14 protein-coding genes are annotated in these 18730 nt (G+C 48.7%); 5 read left to right on the top strand and 9 right to left on the bottom strand.

Annotated elements, in window-relative coordinates; translation table 11 throughout:
• Window positions 1-90: 90 nt before the first annotated feature.
• The 3 genes from AC6IB1_RS09230 to AC6IB1_RS09220 are packed head-to-tail and all read right to left on the bottom strand — an operon-like array spanning window position 91 to window position 4320.
• The gene (locus AC6IB1_RS09230) at window positions 91-1212 is read right to left on the bottom strand and encodes a lipocalin-like domain-containing protein (RefSeq protein WP_497569122.1); all 1122 of its coding nucleotides are present in this window, start codon (window positions 1210-1212) and stop codon (window positions 91-93) included.
• The gene (locus AC6IB1_RS09225; RefSeq protein WP_497568771.1) at window positions 1209-3668 is read right to left on the bottom strand and encodes an ABC transporter permease; all 2460 of its coding nucleotides are present in this window, start codon (window positions 3666-3668) and stop codon (window positions 1209-1211) included. The genes AC6IB1_RS09230 and AC6IB1_RS09225 overlap by 4 nt, the downstream gene beginning before the upstream one ends.
• Window positions 3649-4320 (bottom strand): ABC transporter ATP-binding protein, encoded by a 672-nt coding sequence (locus AC6IB1_RS09220; RefSeq protein ID WP_497568770.1) that lies wholly within the window; start codon window positions 4318-4320, stop codon window positions 3649-3651. Before AC6IB1_RS09220 ends, AC6IB1_RS09225 begins: the two co-directional genes overlap by 20 nt.
• 383 nt (window positions 4321-4703) lie before the next feature.
• On the opposite strand from AC6IB1_RS09220, the gene AC6IB1_RS09215 reads away from it, so the two are divergent.
• Window positions 4704-6170 carry a DUF2867 domain-containing protein gene (locus AC6IB1_RS09215; protein WP_497568769.1) on the top strand — a complete coding sequence of 489 codons (1467 nt, stop codon included), beginning with the start codon at window positions 4704-4706 and terminating at the stop codon, window positions 6168-6170.
• Between the two features lie 27 nt (window positions 6171-6197).
• Here the strand turns inward: AC6IB1_RS09215 and AC6IB1_RS09210 are convergent, their stop codons facing one another.
• From AC6IB1_RS09210 to rsuA, 3 genes are all read right to left on the bottom strand, one after another.
• Window positions 6198-6851, bottom strand: a complete 654-nt coding sequence (locus AC6IB1_RS09210) for a DUF2913 family protein (protein WP_497568768.1) — start codon at window positions 6849-6851, stop codon at window positions 6198-6200.
• A 4-nt stretch (window positions 6852-6855) separates the two neighbouring features.
• The gene (locus AC6IB1_RS09205) at window positions 6856-8058 is read right to left on the bottom strand and encodes a Bcr/CflA family multidrug efflux MFS transporter (RefSeq protein ID WP_497568767.1); all 1203 of its coding nucleotides are present in this window, start codon (window positions 8056-8058) and stop codon (window positions 6856-6858) included.
• A 225-nt stretch (window positions 8059-8283) separates the two neighbouring features.
• The gene (rsuA, locus tag AC6IB1_RS09200) at window positions 8284-8988 is read right to left on the bottom strand and encodes a 16S rRNA pseudouridine(516) synthase RsuA (protein WP_497568766.1); all 705 of its coding nucleotides are present in this window, start codon (window positions 8986-8988) and stop codon (window positions 8284-8286) included.
• Between the two features lie 255 nt (window positions 8989-9243).
• Between rsuA and AC6IB1_RS09195 the strand changes: the two genes are divergently transcribed.
• The 3 genes from AC6IB1_RS09195 (at window position 9244) to rplY (ending at window position 12010) form a co-directional block, all read left to right on the top strand.
• The gene (locus AC6IB1_RS09195; RefSeq protein WP_005505509.1) at window positions 9244-9711 is read left to right on the top strand and encodes a GNAT family N-acetyltransferase; all 468 of its coding nucleotides are present in this window, start codon (window positions 9244-9246) and stop codon (window positions 9709-9711) included.
• A gap of 64 nt (window positions 9712-9775) precedes the next feature.
• Window positions 9776-11551 (top strand): DNA repair helicase RadD, encoded by a 1776-nt coding sequence (gene radD, locus AC6IB1_RS09190; RefSeq protein WP_497568765.1) that lies wholly within the window; start codon window positions 9776-9778, stop codon window positions 11549-11551.
• A 180-nt stretch (window positions 11552-11731) separates the two neighbouring features.
• On the top strand, window positions 11732-12010 hold the full coding sequence (gene rplY, locus AC6IB1_RS09185) for a 50S ribosomal protein L25 (protein WP_497568764.1): 279 nt from the start codon (window positions 11732-11734) through the stop codon (window positions 12008-12010).
• Window positions 12011-12174: 164 nt separating this feature from the next.
• Here the strand turns inward: rplY and AC6IB1_RS09180 are convergent, their stop codons facing one another.
• The 3 genes from AC6IB1_RS09180 to hrpA all read right to left on the bottom strand — a co-directional run bounded on the left by AC6IB1_RS09180 (window position 12175) and on the right by hrpA (window position 18097).
• Complete coding sequence (locus AC6IB1_RS09180; RefSeq protein ID WP_497568763.1) at window positions 12175-13032, bottom strand: DNA ligase; 858 nt, start codon at window positions 13030-13032, stop codon at window positions 12175-12177.
• A 177-nt stretch (window positions 13033-13209) separates the two neighbouring features.
• Window positions 13210-13824, bottom strand: coding sequence for a murein L,D-transpeptidase catalytic domain-containing protein (locus AC6IB1_RS09175; protein WP_497568762.1), 615 nt, complete (start codon window positions 13822-13824; stop codon window positions 13210-13212).
• A gap of 370 nt (window positions 13825-14194) precedes the next feature.
• A complete protein-coding gene (hrpA, locus tag AC6IB1_RS09170; protein ID WP_497568761.1) occupies window positions 14195-18097 on the bottom strand; it encodes an ATP-dependent RNA helicase HrpA in 3903 nt (1300 codons plus the stop codon).
• Window positions 18098-18351: 254 nt separating this feature from the next.
• On the opposite strand from hrpA, the gene AC6IB1_RS09165 reads away from it, so the two are divergent.
• Window positions 18352-18708 carry a YibL family ribosome-associated protein gene (locus AC6IB1_RS09165; protein WP_497568760.1) on the top strand — a complete coding sequence of 119 codons (357 nt, stop codon included), beginning with the start codon at window positions 18352-18354 and terminating at the stop codon, window positions 18706-18708.
• The last annotated feature ends 22 nt before the right edge of the window (window positions 18709-18730 follow it).

The following is an 18730-nucleotide window of genomic DNA, read 5'->3' as shown; positions in this document are numbered from 1 at the left end:
CAAAGAAGGCTATCTGCGGTGAGAGAAAACACGAGGCGGTCAAAAAAAGAGCTTGAGGTTGTCTTTAATCGATCCGGGGCGGAAGATACCTCAATACCCCGTCGCTTCCATAAAGCCTACCCCTTCACCAGAGCCAGTAATCATGATGGGACCTTCCCAATACGGAAAAGTAAATGGCAACCAGTTTTGCTGGTGCAAGGGCTCAGTGGTCAGATCAATACCATACTTTGGTACGCTGAGTGTCCATTTGACAGGCAGGTGTCTCCCCGTTGGCATTTTTGCAAAATCAACCGGCATCATATTGATGTCTTGATGTGTCAGTGTTTCAGACCAACCAGATTCATCACTGATAACGCCAAACCGGTATGGCGTTTTCTCCCCACGCACCTGCACCAACATCAGAGAACGTCCCTCATTCAGTTGGATTGAGAACCAATCCCACCCTATCTGGTCTTCGCTTAATGCCTGAGTACTCCACTCACGATCAACCCAACCTTTGCCAGCCACCTCAATCGTGTTTCCATTGATCGTTATCGTGCCATTGAGTGCAATGGCTGGCACACTAAAATAGTAAGAAGCCACCGGTTTATCAGCGTGCTTTTGGCTGTATCCGTTATCCCCCTGCAACAACTCTGGCTGGGTCGAGTGCATTTGCAAATTAAATGAAAACCCCTTATCCGCAGCCTGTAAAGTGCCGGGAAAAGGTTGCTCACCACTCCCTGTCCATTGCCAGTTATCCAACCAGGCATTGAAAGGATTAAGCGCGACACCGGCCTGGCCGATCCCCCCGCGGGCAAAACGCTCTGCGGCATACACGCCATTTTTACTGGTCAGTACTGCATGCGCCATATAAATATGGTTATCACTCCATCCTTCCCCTTTTTCTCCGTGCAGGGCTGAACGGAACAGTGTCCACTGGATGCCATATTGGTTGCCATCGCTGTCTTGCACATTGCCAGTGATGTACCACCATTCCTGTCGGAAATCATTGTGAGCACCGTAGTCCCGGGGAAATGTCAGGGGAAAACCTGGCGTGACAGATGAAAACATCTCTGGGTTGGCCGCCACCAATGCAGAAACCGCCGAGCGGTCCGGGTTTTTTTTTTCCATCAATACCGAACCAAACAGCGCCAATAAGCAGAGTAGAACGGCAATACCCCACCCTATAACAGTGAATACGAGCGGTTGGGGTTTTCTTTCATCACGCATCATTGAGCATCCCTGAACGACAGCACTGCCGACCGTTTTATTAATCGCCATACTGGCCAGCAACCAGCCAACAACAGCGTCAACAGCGACCCACTAAGGGTGATGAAATAACTTGTCGGGAAATAGGACACTGACATGGTCCAGCCAAATGAATATTTGAGCACAATATTGATCAGGACTTCAGCAATAATCAGCCCCAGCGGTAATGCAAACAACGCAGAGAAAAGACCGATCAGCATAAGCTGACCACCCCCTAAGAAAGCCAGCTCGCGACCTGAAATACCCATGTAACGCAGCAAGGTATATTGCCGTTGGCGGGACAGCTCTGTTGCCAATGTAGAAAAGAACAAGCCGCAGATTGCAATAATCAGGGTCAATGTACACAAGGTATCTGTGACTAAAAAAGTACGGTCAAAAATACGCATTGCAGTCGCAAGAATCTCCCTTTGGTTGCTGACCTGCGAATCCTGGAGGTTAAACTGGTGCCGCATAGTGTCCACCAATTCATCCTCATCACCTCCGTCTTCAAACAAGGCTGCCACGCCCACTCGACCCGCCTCCTGAATCCAGGGGAGCAGTGACGAGCGGTTTGATACGATGACCTGGCTGTAGGGGTTTCCATAGTCAAAATAAATGCCTGCGACCCGCCACTTTCCGCCGAAAGGGGCAGGCAAACTGACTAAATCACCGGGTTGGGCGTCAAACTTAAGAGCAAGCGATTCGCTCAGCATCAGTGATTTGCCTTGATGCAGGTGATTCCAATAATCCGGAGCAGCGACTTTTATTGCCAATGCTTCACGCTCTTCTGCACTGGTGCCGATAGTGTGAATTTCAACCACTCCCTGGGCTGTATCAATTTCGTGTCGCCACTGAACCAGACTCCGCTTTACAGCATCCTGCTCAGTAAGCCAGCTAGACAGCTTTTCCGCCACCGCTTTGTCAGGACGCACATAAATATCCGCGGCCAAACGTTGTTGAAGCCAGTTTTCCGTTGCTACCCGAAAACTGCCAACCATGGTCTCCATACCGATGTTGGTGGCAATGGCCATCATAAATGCCATGGCCGCGATACCACGGTAGCTCAGCGAAGCCGATGCATCAGAAAGAAACCAGCGCATCCGCGCCACGTTGATGTTGTCTGACAACATCAAAAAAATTTTCCACATCATAAACGGCAACAACAAACCACCACTGATAAGGATAATCGCAATCAGGGCGAACCCCTGTGCCTGACTTTGCGGTGCACTATAAACACCCAGTGCAATCAGGATAAGAAGAGAGGCAATCACAGCTTGCCAAGTGAATTCACGGCCAGAGAAACGCACCAGTGACATCCGTTTTGACAGCCGCGCCGGCGGCGTAGTGAGAAGCCGATATAAAGGCCAACCCGATGCCATAGCAAAGCCACAAACGCCCAACAGAAAGCTGTACAGGCCCCATTTCCATTGCCAGTGCAGTGTCAAATCAACGTTCGCGCCATAAAGATCGCTCAAGGTGGTTGCTACCGTTGGCATCAGTTTCTGGGCCAACGCCAAACCGGCAATATTGCCGCCAATTAACCCCAGAATCAGCCAGATCAACATTTCCACACTGACCACTAGCGCCAAGGATTTGCGACCAACACCCAACTCACGCATTAAGCCTACCAGCGGCTGACGTTGCGTCATCGACAGGGAAATAGCCTGATAGAAAATAAACAGCCCGACCAAAAATGCCAGCAACCCCATCGCAAAAAGGTTGAGGTGGAATGCACGCGTCAGTGGCCCAAGTTGCGCCGCCTCAGTGCGAGTGAGGGTGATCGTGGAAGGCAACCTATGCTGCAGTGCGTCCCGTTCGGCGTTGTCCATGGCACCACAATAAACAAGCTTAAAACCATCATGGTCAGTAAGACGCCGAATAACAGAAATATCGCCGAGCAACCGGGTCCCCGAGCCAATTTTCCCTCCTTCAACCAGTTTGATGGGCCCGATCTCACGGCCCCCTTTCAGGGCAATTTTCTGACCATCCACCCAACCGAAATGACTGGCCAGCTCAGTACTGACCCATTGGGTCGTATACCCTTCAAGCAAAGATTGCTCGGCAACAACAGCATCTGGGTTTGAGGCATTAAACGCGAACATCGCCACGGTATCCATACCCATCAGTTGGATATCGCGTCCGTCGGCAGTCGAAGTCCGATAAATATCAACAGGTACGCACTGGTTAAAACCCGCGCGGCGCAATGAAATGTAAAGGGATTCGTCAATCCGTTTTCCCCGTTCGCGGTGATGCAACACATAAGGAAACGGATTGGTAAAGAAACTGGCTCCTTTTTGATAGCTGTCCTGGGCATGTTGGTTGATTGACATTACGCCCACCAACAACGCGACACCCAGCGTCAGCCCTAACCAAACCAGCAAGATCTGAAACGGATGTCGGCGATAGTGACCAAACAGTGCCTTAGCGACGGGTACGTACATTCAGAACGCCCCCTTGCAGCGTGACACGGTGCCCCAGGTATTCCGCCACTTTTTCACTGTGAGTGACAACCAGCAGCGCGCAGTCAAGTGAACGGGTCAGCGTAGTAAGAAGACGCATTACCGCATCAGCATTACGTTCATCCAAGCTACCCGTCGGTTCGTCAGCAAGGAGAATTTTCGGTTCCATATACAATGCCCGAGCAATCGCCGCACGTTGCTGTTGACCACCTGACACCTCTTCTGGGTAACGTCCAAGCAACGGCATCAGATCCAATGCAGAGAGAATTTGGCGCCACAATCCGTCATCGTCTCGTAACCCTTTTAGCTGACGGCAAAAACGGATGTTATCGGCAATGGTCAGCGTGGGAAGCAAGTTAAACTGTTGGAATACCATACCAATGTAATGCCGGCGGAAGCGAGTACGCTCCCGCTCTGTTAATGCATGAATGGGGGTGCCAGTGACGATGATCTCACCGGAGTCTGGGTTGTCGAGTCCACCAATTAAGTTAAGGATGGTGCTTTTACCTGATCCGCTTTCCCCCATCAAAGCAACCTGATCGTGCTTGGCCAAAGACAGATCAACCCCTTGCAAAACTGGATGGAAATCCCCGCCATCCAAATACCCCTTGCAAAGTCCAATCAGCTCTAACATCTTTTCCCCTTGAGACGTCAAACCCGCCTCAAAAAATACAGCGAACACGCATGATAAATGCTGCAATTTACCGCAATCTAACCCATCAAGAAAGATGTTTGAACCCACCGTCTATTTGGACCGTTTTTAGATAATGACCCATTCACCATTCGTCGATTCAATGACTATTCCGATGAAAAGTCACCCTACATCAACATGTTTCTAACTACCGATAAACCGTTGTGCCACATTTAAGCCCGTTGCAGGTTCCTCTGCTTTTTGATTCTATATGTAAAATATACCGACAAAACTGCTTTCAAAATTCATAGCAACCTGCCATAAAATAGCACGCAGGCAGCGATGAAGTCCCCTACGTCCAGGAAACACTTTTCAATGGAAATGACATGATAAAAACCAATAAAAAGATATTGGTAATCGGCGCTACCGGTTATGTCGGTAGCCGGTTGGTCCCCGCCCTGCTTAGCCAGGGCTATCAGGTAACAGCAACAAGCCGGTCATTGGATGTATTAAAACATCATCCGTGGCACGCCCATCCCAATGTGTCTTTGGTGCAAATCGATCTCATCGACGAAGGTGATCTTTCTACCATTTTAGAGGGGGTTTCCCATGTATTCTACCTTGTTCACGGCATGGCCTCCGGCACAGACTTCTATCAATATGAATTGAATATGGCTCGTCATGTTGCAAGAGAAATCAGTACCAGCAGCGTTGAAAGATTGATTTATCTTGGCGCAACCCAACCCCAGCAGGTCTCCTCTCCCCACCTTGCCGCACGCAAGGCGACCGGAAATATACTAAGAGACTGTGGGAAGCAAGTCATTGAACTTCGTGCGGGCATTATTATCGGGAGCGGATCGGCGGCGTTTGAGGTGATGCGTGACATTGTCTCGCACCTGCCTGTGATCACTACCCCTATCTGGGTACGCTCCAAATCCAGTCCTGTGGCGCTCGAAACCATGATTGGTTACCTGACCAAACTCATCGATATAGACCTAAAAGGGTCGCCAGTTTTTGATGTCAGCGGCCCGGAAGTGATCAGCTATGAAGATCAGATGCGCCGCTTTGCCCGGATTATCAACAAACGTATTTTCATCATTAAGATGCCGCTGTTGACCCCCAGAATTTCTTCTCTGTGGTTGACGTTGATTACCACCGTTCCCAAACCGATTGCCAGCGCTTTGATAGATGGTCTGAGTTACGATCTTTTACCCACAGGAAACGACATTGCCAGTGTGATTCCCGAACCCCAGATCAGCTTCGAGCAGGCTGTTGAAGCCGCCCTTGCCAATGAAAGTGACGTGGTAAAAAGCGACATATGGGGGTTTGATGCTGATGCGATTGCCCGCTGGCACAAAAATTATGGCTACTATCCTAAGCATGCTGGTTTCTGTGTTGAAACCGACGCCAGTGCTGACGTCTTATGGGAAAACATCCAGAAAGTAGGCGGCGAAAATGGCTACTTCTTCGGCAATGCGCTTTGGCAGCTCCGCGCCTGGATGGATGCCGCAATTGGGGGAGACGCACTGGAAAAACGCAGGCCGCAATCCAATACCTTAAAAACCGGTGATTACATTGATAGCTGGAAGGTAATTCAATGCGTGCCGAAAAAGCACCTTTCTTTGCTGTTTGGTATGAAAGCCCCGGGACTCGGCAGACTGGAATTCACCGTTAATGATCTAGGCGAAACCCGGCTGCTCGATATCCGGGCGTGGTGGCACCCTGCCGGCTTTAGCGGATTACTTTACTGGTTTGCCATGATGCCTGCCCACCTTTTTATTTTTAAAGGCATGGCATACGCGCTGGCAAAAAAAAGTGGCGCGAAGAAAATCTCCCCGCGCCACTATTCTTAATTTTTTACACCTGATGACTTCTACATCTTAGGGTTTCAGGCTGTCTGGCAACACCACCAGGCGCTCTGCCTGATTACGCGGCCAAATCTGGTATTCGCCATGATATTTCACAATCGATTTGTAGTCCGTCACTTTAGTCACCAGAAAGCCATGCTCACGCATTGTCTCTACGAACCAGGATTCTGGGCCACGCACATACAGACTCAGCGGTTTTACCAATTCGTCATCTTCATTAAAACTTTTGGCCAGCGCAGTACTGCATACGGCAAATGAATGCTGTCCTTCGGAGATCACCCGCACTTTACGGTTAATTTCGTACTCGGTGTGAATCATCCAGTCCGCTTTTTCGAGCGCATTAATCAGATTGTCAAACTGCGCCCGGGTCAACGCAGGATGTTCATCCCCTGCTGGGAAGTAATGATGATAAACCTTGGCAATATGTGCCATTTGCCCTTTGATATTGGCATTTTTGCCCATACTGCGCCCCTGCTGCACCCAGTGGGTCATTTCCTTGGAAACTGAGTTTTTAAAGCGCTGTTTCTTTATCGCCTGCGCTACCCATCGGCACAGAAATGACTCTTCACTGACCGGGTTGTTTTGTAACTTACCACTTGCCTTTGCTGCCTCAAGCTCAGCAAGCGCTGAATCCACCACGGATTTAATGTCTTCGATGTAGCTCATTTTCTTATTTTTTCGCAAAGCCCCAGTAAAACAGGGCGGACAGTATTGCACACGCTGCCATGGCACCTGTCATCGGCCAGGCAGAGTCCACATGAATGGCGGCAACTATACCAGCAACAACCGTACCTGTGCCAAACCTTAGTGTACCTGCCAGCGAAGACGCCGTGCCTGCCAGTTCCGGATAGGCGCTGAGCACGCATGCCATAGAGTTACTGCCCACGATGGAAATGGTGCCGACAAAAAAGACTACCGGGATCACGGTTCCCCACAAACCCAGTTCCAGCACTTGACCTACGATTAATGCAATACCGGCCAAAAGCTGAATAGTCAGGCCAATTTTCAGCATATTTTCACTGCCAATACGGCGTACAAACTTACCGTTAAAAGAGGTCATTACAATCAGGCAGACCACATTCAGGGCAAACAGATAACCGAAATTTTCCGTGCTTACGCCGTAATGATCGATATACACAAAGGCACCGGCGGTCAAGAATGAAAACATGCCGGCAAAAGAAAAACCGGACGCAAAGATATACCCCACGGATTGCCTTGAACGAAGGATCTTCATGTAGTTTCGCAGTGTCGACCCAATGCGAAGCGGTGGCCGGCCCGTCAATGGCAGTGTTTCCGGGATTAATGCCATCACCAACACGATCACCAGTGCGGCAAAACCTGCTAATAGCCAGAATATTGAGCGCCAGCCAAACCATATGGCCAGATAACCCCCGATCATCGGGGCAGCCAGTGGTGCAACTGTCATCACCAGTGTAATGAATGACATCGTGCGGGCAAATTCTTCGCGGTCGAACATATCACGCACCAGTGCCTGAATGACGACTGCGGCTGCTGCACCACAAAACCCTTGAGCCGCACGGACATAAGTCAAGGTGGTAATGTCAGCAGCCATCGCACTGACTATCGCCCCCACCATGAACAAACTGACCCCACCAATTAATACCGGACGACGGCCATAGCTGTCTGAAATAGGGCCATGGATAAGTTGTCCGATGGCGAAACCTGCTGTATAGGCTGCCAGCGTTTGTTGTACCAGACCGGGATTCACCGCAAGATCACGCGCAATGTCCGGCATGGCAGGAAGATACATATCAATAGCCAGTGGCGTAAGTGCCGCGATCGCACCAAGCACTAAGATCAATAAGAAGGTCAGCTGTTGTTGCTGAGGTTGGTTTACTGCGTTTGTTGTCATGTATGCCTTGAAAAAGAGGAGAAGGTGAAAATGTTGTCGTCACCGAAGGGTTCGGCCACTGCGCGACACCTGGGTGACTGAGCGCCACAATGATATAAGTCACATAATAACACTTTGATTCATTCCAGTGAGGAAATAATCCCTTTCTAACTGGATGTAATGTCAAACAACCAAAACATAAAAACGCCACAAATGCTCCTTTGCAGCGTCTCAGGGTAGCGGCAGTTATTGCTTCGGTAAAAACAGAGCAATCTCTTCATCCGTCAGTTCGCGATATTCGCCCGGTTCCAGCGCCTCGTCCAACACCAACCCACCCACAGATTCACGATGCAGGCCGACCACCTTATTGCCCACCGCGGCAAACATACGTTTCACCTGGTGGTATTTTCCTTCATGAATTGTCAGCAACACTTCTTTCTCACTGACCCTTTGCATTTGCGCTGGCAAGGTTTCAGTGCGTTCACCGCGAAGTTTGATGCCTTCAGCAAAACACTGTTCCGTTTCAGGTGACACGGGATCATCCAGCCAAACACGGTAAACCTTGTCGCATTTGTGTTTAGGCGATGTTACCCGGTGTGACCACTGCCCATCATCCGTCAACAGCAACAGGCCTGTTGTGTCGCAATCCAAACGCCCTGCAATATGCAGCTTCTCCGCGCCAATTTCATCAAGCAAAATAAACACCGTTGGGTTGTAAGGATCGTCATGGGAGCAGACATAACCTGCCGGCTTGTTCATCATGTAATAGCTTGGACCAGCCAGCCGCAGTGACATCCCATCAAATTCAACGTCGGCCTCTTCGGCAATTTTTATCGCTCCATTTTTAATGGTGGTGCCATCCACAGTAACGCGTTCTTCTTTTAATATTTTTGCTGCCTGTTTACGAGTAACACCTACTGTTTCACACAAGAATTTATCTAGCCTGATCATTGCTTTTCACCGCCAATTTCTTAGGGCGCGGATTATATACTCAAATGACGCTGATAGGCAGTTTTCACCGCTGAGAGATTTGTGTAAACAAGAAAGTCGGCTACCCCAAAATGCAGTGCTGACATTGCACTCTTTCATTCACTGTCTATAACTAAGAGATGCCGAACTTAACAATTCCGAGACAGTCTAACCCCGTGACTTCCAATTTTTGAGTATACTCCTATTTTGACTAACTTATTGATTAAGGAAGCATTTATGAAAATCTCGCTGCAGTCACCTTCCGTAGCATCAATGCCTCGTCTCCTTGAACTTTCCAAGTCTATGCATGACCATGAAGCACTGACGTTTGATATCGAACACGTGACTTCCGCATTCAGTTTCCTCATCGCAAACCCTAAACAGGGTGATGTATTTCTCATCAGTATTGACCAAGATGATGAACAAGAAATTATTGGTTTTGTCGTACTGTGTTACAGCTTCAGCATTGAGTTGGGCGGGCAAATTGCGGTCATTGACCAAATCTTCCTGCAACAAGACTGGCGCCGCCAGGGTGTCGGCTCTCACATACTGCCCAAGATAGAAGCTCATGCGACAGAAAAAGCATGTCAGGCAGTGATTCTTGAAGTGAACATTGGCAACAGCGGCGCCCGCGAGTTTTATGAGCAGTTTGATTACATGCCGCGCCGCCAACACTGCATTATGTCCAAGCGGTTAATCCGCTAATCTTTATTGCTCCCACCGGATTCGATACACTGGGCAGCCTTACATTGGCTGCCTTTTTGATTTCATGTATACCCTCCGCCCCTATCAGGCTGACGCTGTCAAAGCTGTTGTTCATTATTTCCGCCACCATTCCACACCTGCGGTTGCTGTACTGCCGACCGGTGCTGGTAAAAGTCTGGTGATTGCAGAGCTGGCAAAGCTCGCCCGTGGCCGTGTTTTAGTGCTGGCCCATGTCAAAGAGCTGGTCGAGCAGAACCATGAAAAGTATGAGGGTTACGGACTGAAAGGTGGCATTTTCTCTGCCGGACTTGGCAGAAAAGAAAGCAAAGACAAAGTGGTATTTGCTTCTGTCCAGTCTGTGGTAAGAAACCTTGATGCGTTTAAAGACCAGTTTTCGCTGCTGGTTATCGACGAATGCCATCGCGTACCGGACAACGAAGACAGCAGTTACCGCAAAGTTATTGCACACCTGCAAAGTGTGAATCCGGGAATCAAAGTGCTTGGCCTTACTGCCACCCCTTACCGCCTCGGTATGGGATGGATATACCAATATCACACCGCAGGTCGGGTACGCAGTGAAACCCCAAGGTTCTTTCGTGACTGTATTTTTGAACTCCCTATTCGCTTTCTGCTGGATGAAGGTTTTCTGACTGAGGCCAGGATTTTAGACGCCCCGGTACTGAGCTACGATTTTTCGTCGCTGAAAACCTCTTCGACCGGGTTTTATAAAGAAGCGGATCTGGACAGGGTGATTGAAAATGCGCCGCGTGCCACCCCGCAGATCATTCAACAGGTGCTTGAATACGCAAAAGCGCGACACGGCGTGATGATCTTCGCCGCAACGGTAAAACACGCCCAAGAGATAATGACACTCTTGCCAGGCGGAGAATCTGCACTGGTCATTGGCGATACCGCGCAAGATGAGCGCGATAGCATTATCCAGCGCTTCAAAAACCGCCAAATTAAATATCTAGTCAATGTATCGGTACTCACCACAGGCTTTGACGCCCCCCATGTCGATTTTATTGCGATCCTTCGCCCGACAGAATCTGTCAGCCTGTACCAACAAATTGCCGGACGCGGCCTTCGCCTTTCACCCGGCAAAAAGGATTGCTTAATCCTCGATTACGCCGGTAACGTCTACGATCTGTATCAGCCGGAAATTGGCGATCCCAAACCTGACAGCGACAGTGAAATTGTCACCGTGCCCTGCCCGGCTTGCGGATTCAACAATAACTTCTGGGGCAAGTTGGATAACAACGGCTTTCTGATTGAGCATTATGGCCGTCGCTGTCAGGGATTTTTTGAAGATGACGCTGGCGAGCGCGAAATCTGTGGCTACCGTTTCCGCGCCAAATTTTGCAGTGAATGCGGAGCAGACAATGACATTGCGGCACGCCGTTGCCACCAATGTGACCATGCCCTGGTGGATCCAGATAAAAAGCTGCGTGATGCCCTGAAACTCAAAGACGCAATGATCATGGCCTGCGTCGACATGCGCCTAACGGCAGGGAAAAACAAGTTCGACAAGCCACAGCTTAAAGTGACCTATATCGGGCAAGATGGCGCTGAAATCCACGAAGTCTGGCCTCTTTCCACTAAGCGACAAAAAGAAGAGTTTCTCGCCAGGTTCATACATCCCCATCTGGTAGACAGGCATCGCCCATTTACTGACACGGCGCCCTCTAAAGTGGTGCGTGCGGAACATAGGTTGAGGTTCCCGGATTTTGTTGTTGCCCGCAAAAATGGCAGGTTCTGGGCAATCAGGGACAAGATTTTTGATTTGGACCAGTTTGCCTCCCAGCAAGAGATCCGCACTATGCTGTCAAACGTGGCCTGAGCAGTGTTTTGTATAAGCAAATGTGGCTCGTACAATTTGCCATCAATTGCACACTAAATCGCTGGGATAGCTTGTTATTACCCGGCCTCAATGTTAGTATCCGCGCTCGATTTACTTGGTACTCAGTTTGGTCGCAAATCTGAGTGCTTATTTTCAACTCTCTATTTAAGAGTATTTATTATGAAATTCGAAGCAGTAGTACGTACTGAGCAGGGTAAAGGTGCGAGCCGCCGCCTGCGTCACGCTGACAAGTTCCCAGCAGTAGTTTACGGTGGCGAAGCAGCACCAGTTGCAATCGCACTGGACCACTCTAAAGTGATCACTCAAATGGACAAGCCTGAGTTCTACGAAGCGATTACTCTGGTAATCGACGGCGCAGAAGTGAAAGTTAAGCCTCAGGACATCCAGCGCCACCCATTCAAGCCAAAAGTCATGCACATGGACTTCATCCGCATCTAATTGCGTTTGAGCTTGAAACAAAGAAGCGCCTTCCGGGGCGCTTTTTTGCATGAGTTGCTTTACTTTCAAGTCCCCTACGCTTGGAGGGATACTTGCAGTGACGGCGTGATCATACACCGATGTCAGGTTTCATTCAGACAAAACGGTACGGTGTTTAATCAGGATTATTGCTTGCTGGCATCCACCCGCACAAACCGTGCAAACTTAGGGATACCATTGTGGGTAAAGCCGTTGTGACGATAGGTGATCTTCACTCCCAGCGCAGGTGGATTTTCCCGTTGTCTATCGGAAAAACCTGTACCAATTTTAAACTCTTTTCCATCAGGCATTTTTACCACCAAAGACCCCATCCGGCCTTGATGTTTACCTTTTCCGCCAACGTAGCCAACCACTTCCGCTTCAGCATCATCAGCCACTTTCATTTTGAGCACATTGTCTGAACGCCCGGCAGTATAGACGCCGGAAAGTTTGCGAAGCATCAGGCCCTCACCACCGATACTATCAACAGCATTGAGCATTTCCTTTAATGCCACTTCACCTTCAACGGGATAATGTTCTACATACCCTAAATGTGGAATGTCTATGTTCAAAATCAGGCTTTTGAAATCACTGTAGCGCTTTTCAAAGCGATCAACGCTTGCTGGCATGTCGAACACCATAAACCGCACTTGTTTCCAGGCCTCATCATCCGGCTTGCTATCCATCACCACGGCCATTGTAGCTTCAAACTGATTTCGCCCAATCCAGAGCTCACCCTCCAAGGGGATATCAGGGAACGCATCGACAAACCATGTTGGTGCGAAAATCTGCTTACCTTGTCGCGTAAACAGAGATTGACCATCCCAGTAAGCGCGAATCCCATCGAGCTTCTCGCTGTAAAAATAGTCCTGCCAGTTATTGATGGTTTCCCGTTCATAATTTAGTGCCAGTTGAGGTACATAATGTAAGCTCGTTATTGCACTGGCCGAATCAGAAATAGCAAACCCCATTACGATAGCCAGCAAACATGGTGTCGACTTCATATATTTATCCCTTTTTATTCTGTTAACAGAGCCCATATTGCGTTAGCCCTATGAAGAATCCACTCTTATTGCATATTATTAGACAACCACAAAATTCAGGTTGCTGGCATTACACTGACAGGCAAAAAAACGACGCATAGATCTAAATGCGTCGTCTCTATCCGTTCAAAGCATCAATTACGCAAACGCGTAAATGTATGTACCATCCTTAATAGTGTTGATGACTTTATTTGACAAATAAGTTGGCAGCGCCGGACACCCCCAACTGCGCCCTAATTGTCCGGTTTTGGCAATCACACTGGGATGGGCATACGTGGCACCGTGAATAACAATTGCACGGCGACGTGCATTGTCGTTAATTCCTTTTGAAAGCCCATCTAGGCGAAGCGAGTAACCATGCTTACCATAGTAGGTTTCTGCTGCCCGGAAAATACCAATCGACGTCTGGTGTGAATTCACAACATTGGAAAAATTTCTCGCATAAAGAGTCCCACTGTTCTTACCATGAGAAACGTAAGAAGCAAACAGGACTTTTCGCTTCGCTGCGTCAATAACCCAAAAACGTTTTTGAGATGACGGTTTACCGTAATCGATCACAGTAAAAACATCCTTACTGCCACGATGGGTCAGGAAATGGTTATATGCTTTCTGAAATTTTCCAAATGAAACTTCCGTCGATAGATTTAACTTACGATACATAGATTGAGCATCTGGCATCGCAACTGCGAATACATTTTCAGAAAACAACATTAACTTAAATATCAAAGTTGCTTTCAATAATTTTAACAACATCGTTTACCCGTAAATGACCTGTCATAAACAAATACGTGCCGTACAGTACAACGCGGAAATCATATTTCTCCCCGGTAACCTCAAATTAAAGGTGGCGTAATATGTGCCATACCAAAGCCCATACCAAAAAATTTTGGTATAAATATTTTATTTTTCATAAGGTAAGAATACCGAAAGGCTTGAATTTCACGATTTATCTGCTGACACGCAAACATTCACTTCAGTGGCAGAAACATAAGTTTGCCATTTATTGCCGCTGATTTCGGCGAATGTTGCCATAACGGTAAAAAATGAAAAAGCCAGCATAAACACTGGCTTTCTTTTTTTAAGGAAATGTGTTCCTTAATTGAAACACAGATGTAAGAGTTTATTAGATCGCATCGATAGCGTTCTTTATCCGCTTATCTGAAATGGGATAAGGCGTCCCCAATTGCTGGGCAAAATAGCTCACCCTAAGCTCCTCTATCATCCAACGGATTTCCTTCACCGCCTCAGGAACACGTTGCCCTTTCGGGATTTTGTTCAGCAGTTCTTTGTAATCATTGGTGACAGATTCAATTTTCAGCATATGCAAGCGATCTTTATTCGGATCGATAGGCAGTTTTTCCAAACGACGTTCAATCGCATTCATGTATCGCTGGATATCCGGTAAACGTTTCCAGCCACATTCCGTTGCAAACCCCTTGAAGATTAAGCCTTCAATCTGCGCTTTGATATCTGACAACGCAAAGGCCATGGTAAAGTCAATTTTACCTTTCAACTTTTTATTAATGTTAAAGGCTGTCGTCAGGATCTGCTCTACCTGCTTGGCAATCTCCACCACGGTATCGCCAAGCTCGGCACGCACATGCTCTTTCAGCGCCTCGAACTCTTCAGGCTGCCATTTCAGGCCGCCCTGCGCTTCTATCAATTTATCAACGCCACAGGCAATACAGTCATCAATCAAATCCAGCACACGTCCATAGGGATTGAAGTAAAGGCCAAGCTTCGACTTGTTTGGCAGGTTTTCGTGCAGGTACTTAATCGGTGACGGCACATTCAGAAGGATCAGGCGACGCTGACCTTGCTGCATCACCTGGTGCTGCTCTTCTTCGGTTTCATAAAGCTTGATACCCACCGAATCTTTGTTGTCCACAATTGCCGGAAAGGCTTTGACTTCAAATCCACCACGCTTCTGTTGATACATTTTCGGAAGCGCACCAAAGCTCCAAGTCGTTAGTCCCTGTTGTTCAATATCGTCATCAGCCACCTGAGACAGCGTCTCCTGCACTTTCTCTTTCAGGCCGTCTTTCAGCTCATACAAATCGTAACTTTCACTTAACTTACGATTTTTGTGGTCAACGGCACGGAAAGTGATTTTCAGGTGTTCCGGTAATTGCTCCAGTTGCCAGTTTTCACGCAGCACAGTCACACCGGTCATGCGCTTCAATTCTTTCTCCAACGCATCCAGCAGCGGCATTTCCATTGGCTTCACACGCTGAAGGAAAGCTGTGGCATAGTTTGGTGCTGGCACAAAGTTACGTCGTAACGTCTTTGGCAATGACTTAATCAAAGAAACGATGAGCTCATGGCGCAAACCCGGAATCTGCCAGTCGAAGCCATCCGGTTGTATCTGGTTAAGTACCGGAAGCGGAATATGCACTGTCACACCATCATGGTCTTCACCCGGCTCAAACTGATAACTGAGTTTCAGCTTCAGGTTGCCCTGATGCCAGAAGTTCGGATAGTCCAACTCAGTGACATGGCTGGCATCGCCTGCGAGCAGCATAGCTTTTTCGAAGTTTAGCTTTTCCGGTTCATCACGGCTGACTGTCTTCCACCAGCTGTCGAAGTGACGGCCAGATACCACGGTATGATCGATACGCTGATCGTAGAACTCGTAGAGTGTATCGTCATCAACCAGGATATCGCGGCGACGGGATTTCTTCTCCAGCTCTTCCACTTCGGCCAGCATCTTACGGTTTTGATGAAAGAACTTGTGTTTGGTCTCCCAGTCCCCTTCTACCAGCGCAGAGCGAATAAAGAGTTCGCGGCTGACCACGGGATCAATGCTGCCGTAATTCACTTTGCGTTTCGGCACGATAGGAATGCCATAAAGCATCACTTTTTCGAAGGCAAAAACAGCTGCCTGCTTCTTCTCCCAATGCGGTTCAGAATAGCTGCGCTTGATAAGGTGCTTCGCGAGCGGCTCCACCCATTCAGGCTGGATTTTGGCGGCCACACGTCCCCAAAGTTTGGAGGTTTCCACCAGCTCAGCCACCATTACCCACTTCGGCTGCTTCTTGAAAATGCCAGATGCCGGGAAAATGTTGAAGCGGGCATTACGCGCACCTTGGTATTCGTTCTTTTCCTGATCTTTCTGGCCAATATGGGACAGTAACCCCGCCAGCAATGACACATGGATAGATTGGTAATCCGCCGGTTCCTGATTGATCTTGAAGCCAAGCTCATGGACCACCTGGCGGATCTGGTAATGCACATCCTGCCATTCACGGATACGCAGATAGTTCAGGTAATCTTTCTTACACTGTTTGCGGAACTGGTTGCCGGACAGTGCCTTTTGTTGCTCCTTGATGTATTCCCACAGGTTTACATAGGCCAGGAAGTCAGATTCCTTATCGTTAAAGCGGCGATGTTTCTCATCTGCTGCCTGCTGTTTCTCACTCGGACGCTCACGGGGATCCTGAATCGACAGCGCTGAAGCAATCACCATCACTTCATTGAGCGCACCCAGACGCCCCGCTTCCAGCACCATACGGGCAAGTCGTGGGTCGATGGGCAGGCGTGCGAGTGAACGGCCAATATCCGTCAGGCGTTTTTGATCATCACCTTTCTTGCTTTCTTTCAGCGCCCCCAGCTCTTCAAGCAAGCGAACACCATCAGAAATATTGCGGCTGTCTGGCGGCTGGACAAACGGAAACGCAGCAATATCACCCAGTCCAATCGCCGTCATTTGCAGGATAACGGACGCCAGGTTGGTACGCAGGATTTCAGGATCGGTAAATTCCGGACGGGAAAGGAAATCCTCTTCCGAATACAAGCGGATGCAGATACCGTCTGACACCCGTCCACAGCGCCCTTTACGCTGGTTGGCACTTGCCTGTGAAATCGGTTCAATCGGCAGGCGTTGCACCTTGGTGCGATAGCTGTAACGGGAAATCCGTGCCGTGCCGGGATCGATCACATATTTAATACCCGGCACGGTCAGCGAGGTTTCCGCCACGTTGGTTGCCAACACGATACGGCGACCAGAATGGGGCTGGAAGACACGGTTTTGCTCAGACGATGACAAACGCGCATACAGCGGCAGGATCTCAGTGTCACGCAGGTTACGCTTGTCCAGGGCATCGGCGGTGTCGCGGATTTCACGTTCACCGTTCATAAAGATCAGGATGTCGCCCGGCCCTTCTTCATGCAGTTCATCGACGGCATCAAAAATCGCCTGAAGCTGATCGCGATCCGTGTCTTCGCTGTCTTCTACTAAGGGGCGGTAACGCACCTCTACCGGATAGGTACGACCAGACACCTCAATGATTGGCGCACCACCGAAATGGTTCGAGAAACGCTCCGGATCGATAGTCGCCGAGGTAATAATCAGCTTTAAATCCGGGCGCTTCGGCAACAATTGCTTTAAGTAACCCAGAATAAAATCGATATTCAGGCTACGCTCGTGCGCTTCATCGATAATGATGCAGTCATACTGGTTGAGATAACGGTCATGCTGAATTTCAGCCAGCAAAATACCGTCGGTCATCAGTTTGACCCGGGATTCCTCTGACACCTGATCGTTGAACCGCACTTTGTAACCAACGGTTTTCCCAAGTTCAGTTTCAAGCTCTTCCGCAATGCGGGTGGCAACAGAACGCGCAGCCAGACGGCGCGGTTGGGTATGACCAATTACCCCAGACACACCAAGACCCAGTTCCATACAAATTTTAGGTAACTGGGTGGTTTTACCTGAGCCCGTTTCACCCGCAACAATCACTACCTGATTATTGGCAATGGCTTGCGCAATCTCGTCTTTTTTCTGGCTGACAGGTAACTGTTCTGGAAAGGTAATGGAAGGTTGGGCATTCAGGCGCTGCAAGCGTACCTGCATAGATTTGGCAATATCCAGCGCGATGTCATCAAAGACAGCCTGACGGGCCTCATTTTTCTTGATCCGTTGTGCACCCTTAATGCGTTTGCTGAGGCGGAACCTGTCTTTCAGCATGCAGTCATCAAGCGCGGCGAAAAGCGTTTTAGCGTTGTTTTGATGGATTGAAGCGGTCAAATCGTTATCCAAAGAAATGCTGTTTGAAGAAAATCCACTCACAGTACGAGCGTAAACGTAAAGCAGGCTCAGTACCGTCTAAAAAATTGCGAAGATTCTACCACAAACCGCCATGACCTCGATCTTCATTCACTTCTCCTTTTTAAACTGTTGACACCGAATAACGAACAACATCCTTAACAGGAATTGGCATGACCCTAGTGTCTATGCTGTGATACACTCCGCGGCCTTGCAAACAAACACACTGGGTCACCATGAGCATTAAACAAGAATTACAACAGCTGAAAAGCCGTCTGGACAAAAGCCAACGTAAACTGGATGGCGCGAAAACGCGTGGTGATAGTGAATTGGTCACCAGGCTCACGAACGACATTGAAGATTTAAACAAAAAAATCAGCCAGCTGAGCCACAAACAGAGCTTTGCGTTGAACAAAGAACGCAACGCATTGTTGAATATGCCTTTCTCACGTGAGATCACTAAATTGGAACAATCTGATATGGGCAAACTGAAAAAATCTGTACGTGGGCTTGTGGTTGTTCACCCACTGACTAAGCTGGGTAAAGCGTTGAAGCTGGATGTCGTCACCGGTTTTGCACCAACAGCATTCTAAAATCGCTAGGGTCAGTTGACCT

Source organism: Grimontia sp. THUN1695, assembly GCF_059704325.2.
The sequence above is the reverse complement of the archived record's forward strand: the minus strand, read 5'-3'. Positions and strand labels throughout refer to the sequence as shown.

What these genes read in the sequence shown, in the direction of transcription:
- AC6IB1_RS09230 (WP_497569122.1), bottom strand. Translation starts at nt 1,212, where the DNA reads ATGATGCGTGATGAAAGAAAACCCCAACCGCTCGTATTCACTGTTATA.
- AC6IB1_RS09225 (WP_497568771.1), bottom strand. Translation starts at nt 3,668, where the DNA reads ATGTACGTACCCGTCGCTAAGGCACTGTTTGGTCACTATCGCCGACAT.
- AC6IB1_RS09220 (WP_497568770.1), bottom strand. Translation starts at nt 4,320, where the DNA reads ATGTTAGAGCTGATTGGACTTTGCAAGGGGTATTTGGATGGCGGGGAT.
- AC6IB1_RS09215 (WP_497568769.1), top strand. Translation starts at nt 4,704, where the DNA reads ATGATAAAAACCAATAAAAAGATATTGGTAATCGGCGCTACCGGTTAT.
- AC6IB1_RS09210 (WP_497568768.1), bottom strand. Translation starts at nt 6,851, where the DNA reads ATGAGCTACATCGAAGACATTAAATCCGTGGTGGATTCAGCGCTTGCT.
- AC6IB1_RS09205 (WP_497568767.1), bottom strand. Translation starts at nt 8,058, where the DNA reads ATGACAACAAACGCAGTAAACCAACCTCAGCAACAACAGCTGACCTTC.
- rsuA (WP_497568766.1), bottom strand. Translation starts at nt 8,988, where the DNA reads ATGATCAGGCTAGATAAATTCTTGTGTGAAACAGTAGGTGTTACTCGT.
- AC6IB1_RS09195 (WP_005505509.1), top strand. Translation starts at nt 9,244, where the DNA reads ATGAAAATCTCGCTGCAGTCACCTTCCGTAGCATCAATGCCTCGTCTC.
- radD (WP_497568765.1), top strand. Translation starts at nt 9,776, where the DNA reads ATGTATACCCTCCGCCCCTATCAGGCTGACGCTGTCAAAGCTGTTGTT.
- rplY (WP_497568764.1), top strand. Translation starts at nt 11,732, where the DNA reads ATGAAATTCGAAGCAGTAGTACGTACTGAGCAGGGTAAAGGTGCGAGC.
- AC6IB1_RS09180 (WP_497568763.1), bottom strand. Translation starts at nt 13,032, where the DNA reads ATGAAGTCGACACCATGTTTGCTGGCTATCGTAATGGGGTTTGCTATT.
- AC6IB1_RS09175 (WP_497568762.1), bottom strand. Translation starts at nt 13,824, where the DNA reads ATGTTGTTAAAATTATTGAAAGCAACTTTGATATTTAAGTTAATGTTG.
- AC6IB1_RS09165 (WP_497568760.1), top strand. Translation starts at nt 18,352, where the DNA reads ATGAGCATTAAACAAGAATTACAACAGCTGAAAAGCCGTCTGGACAAA.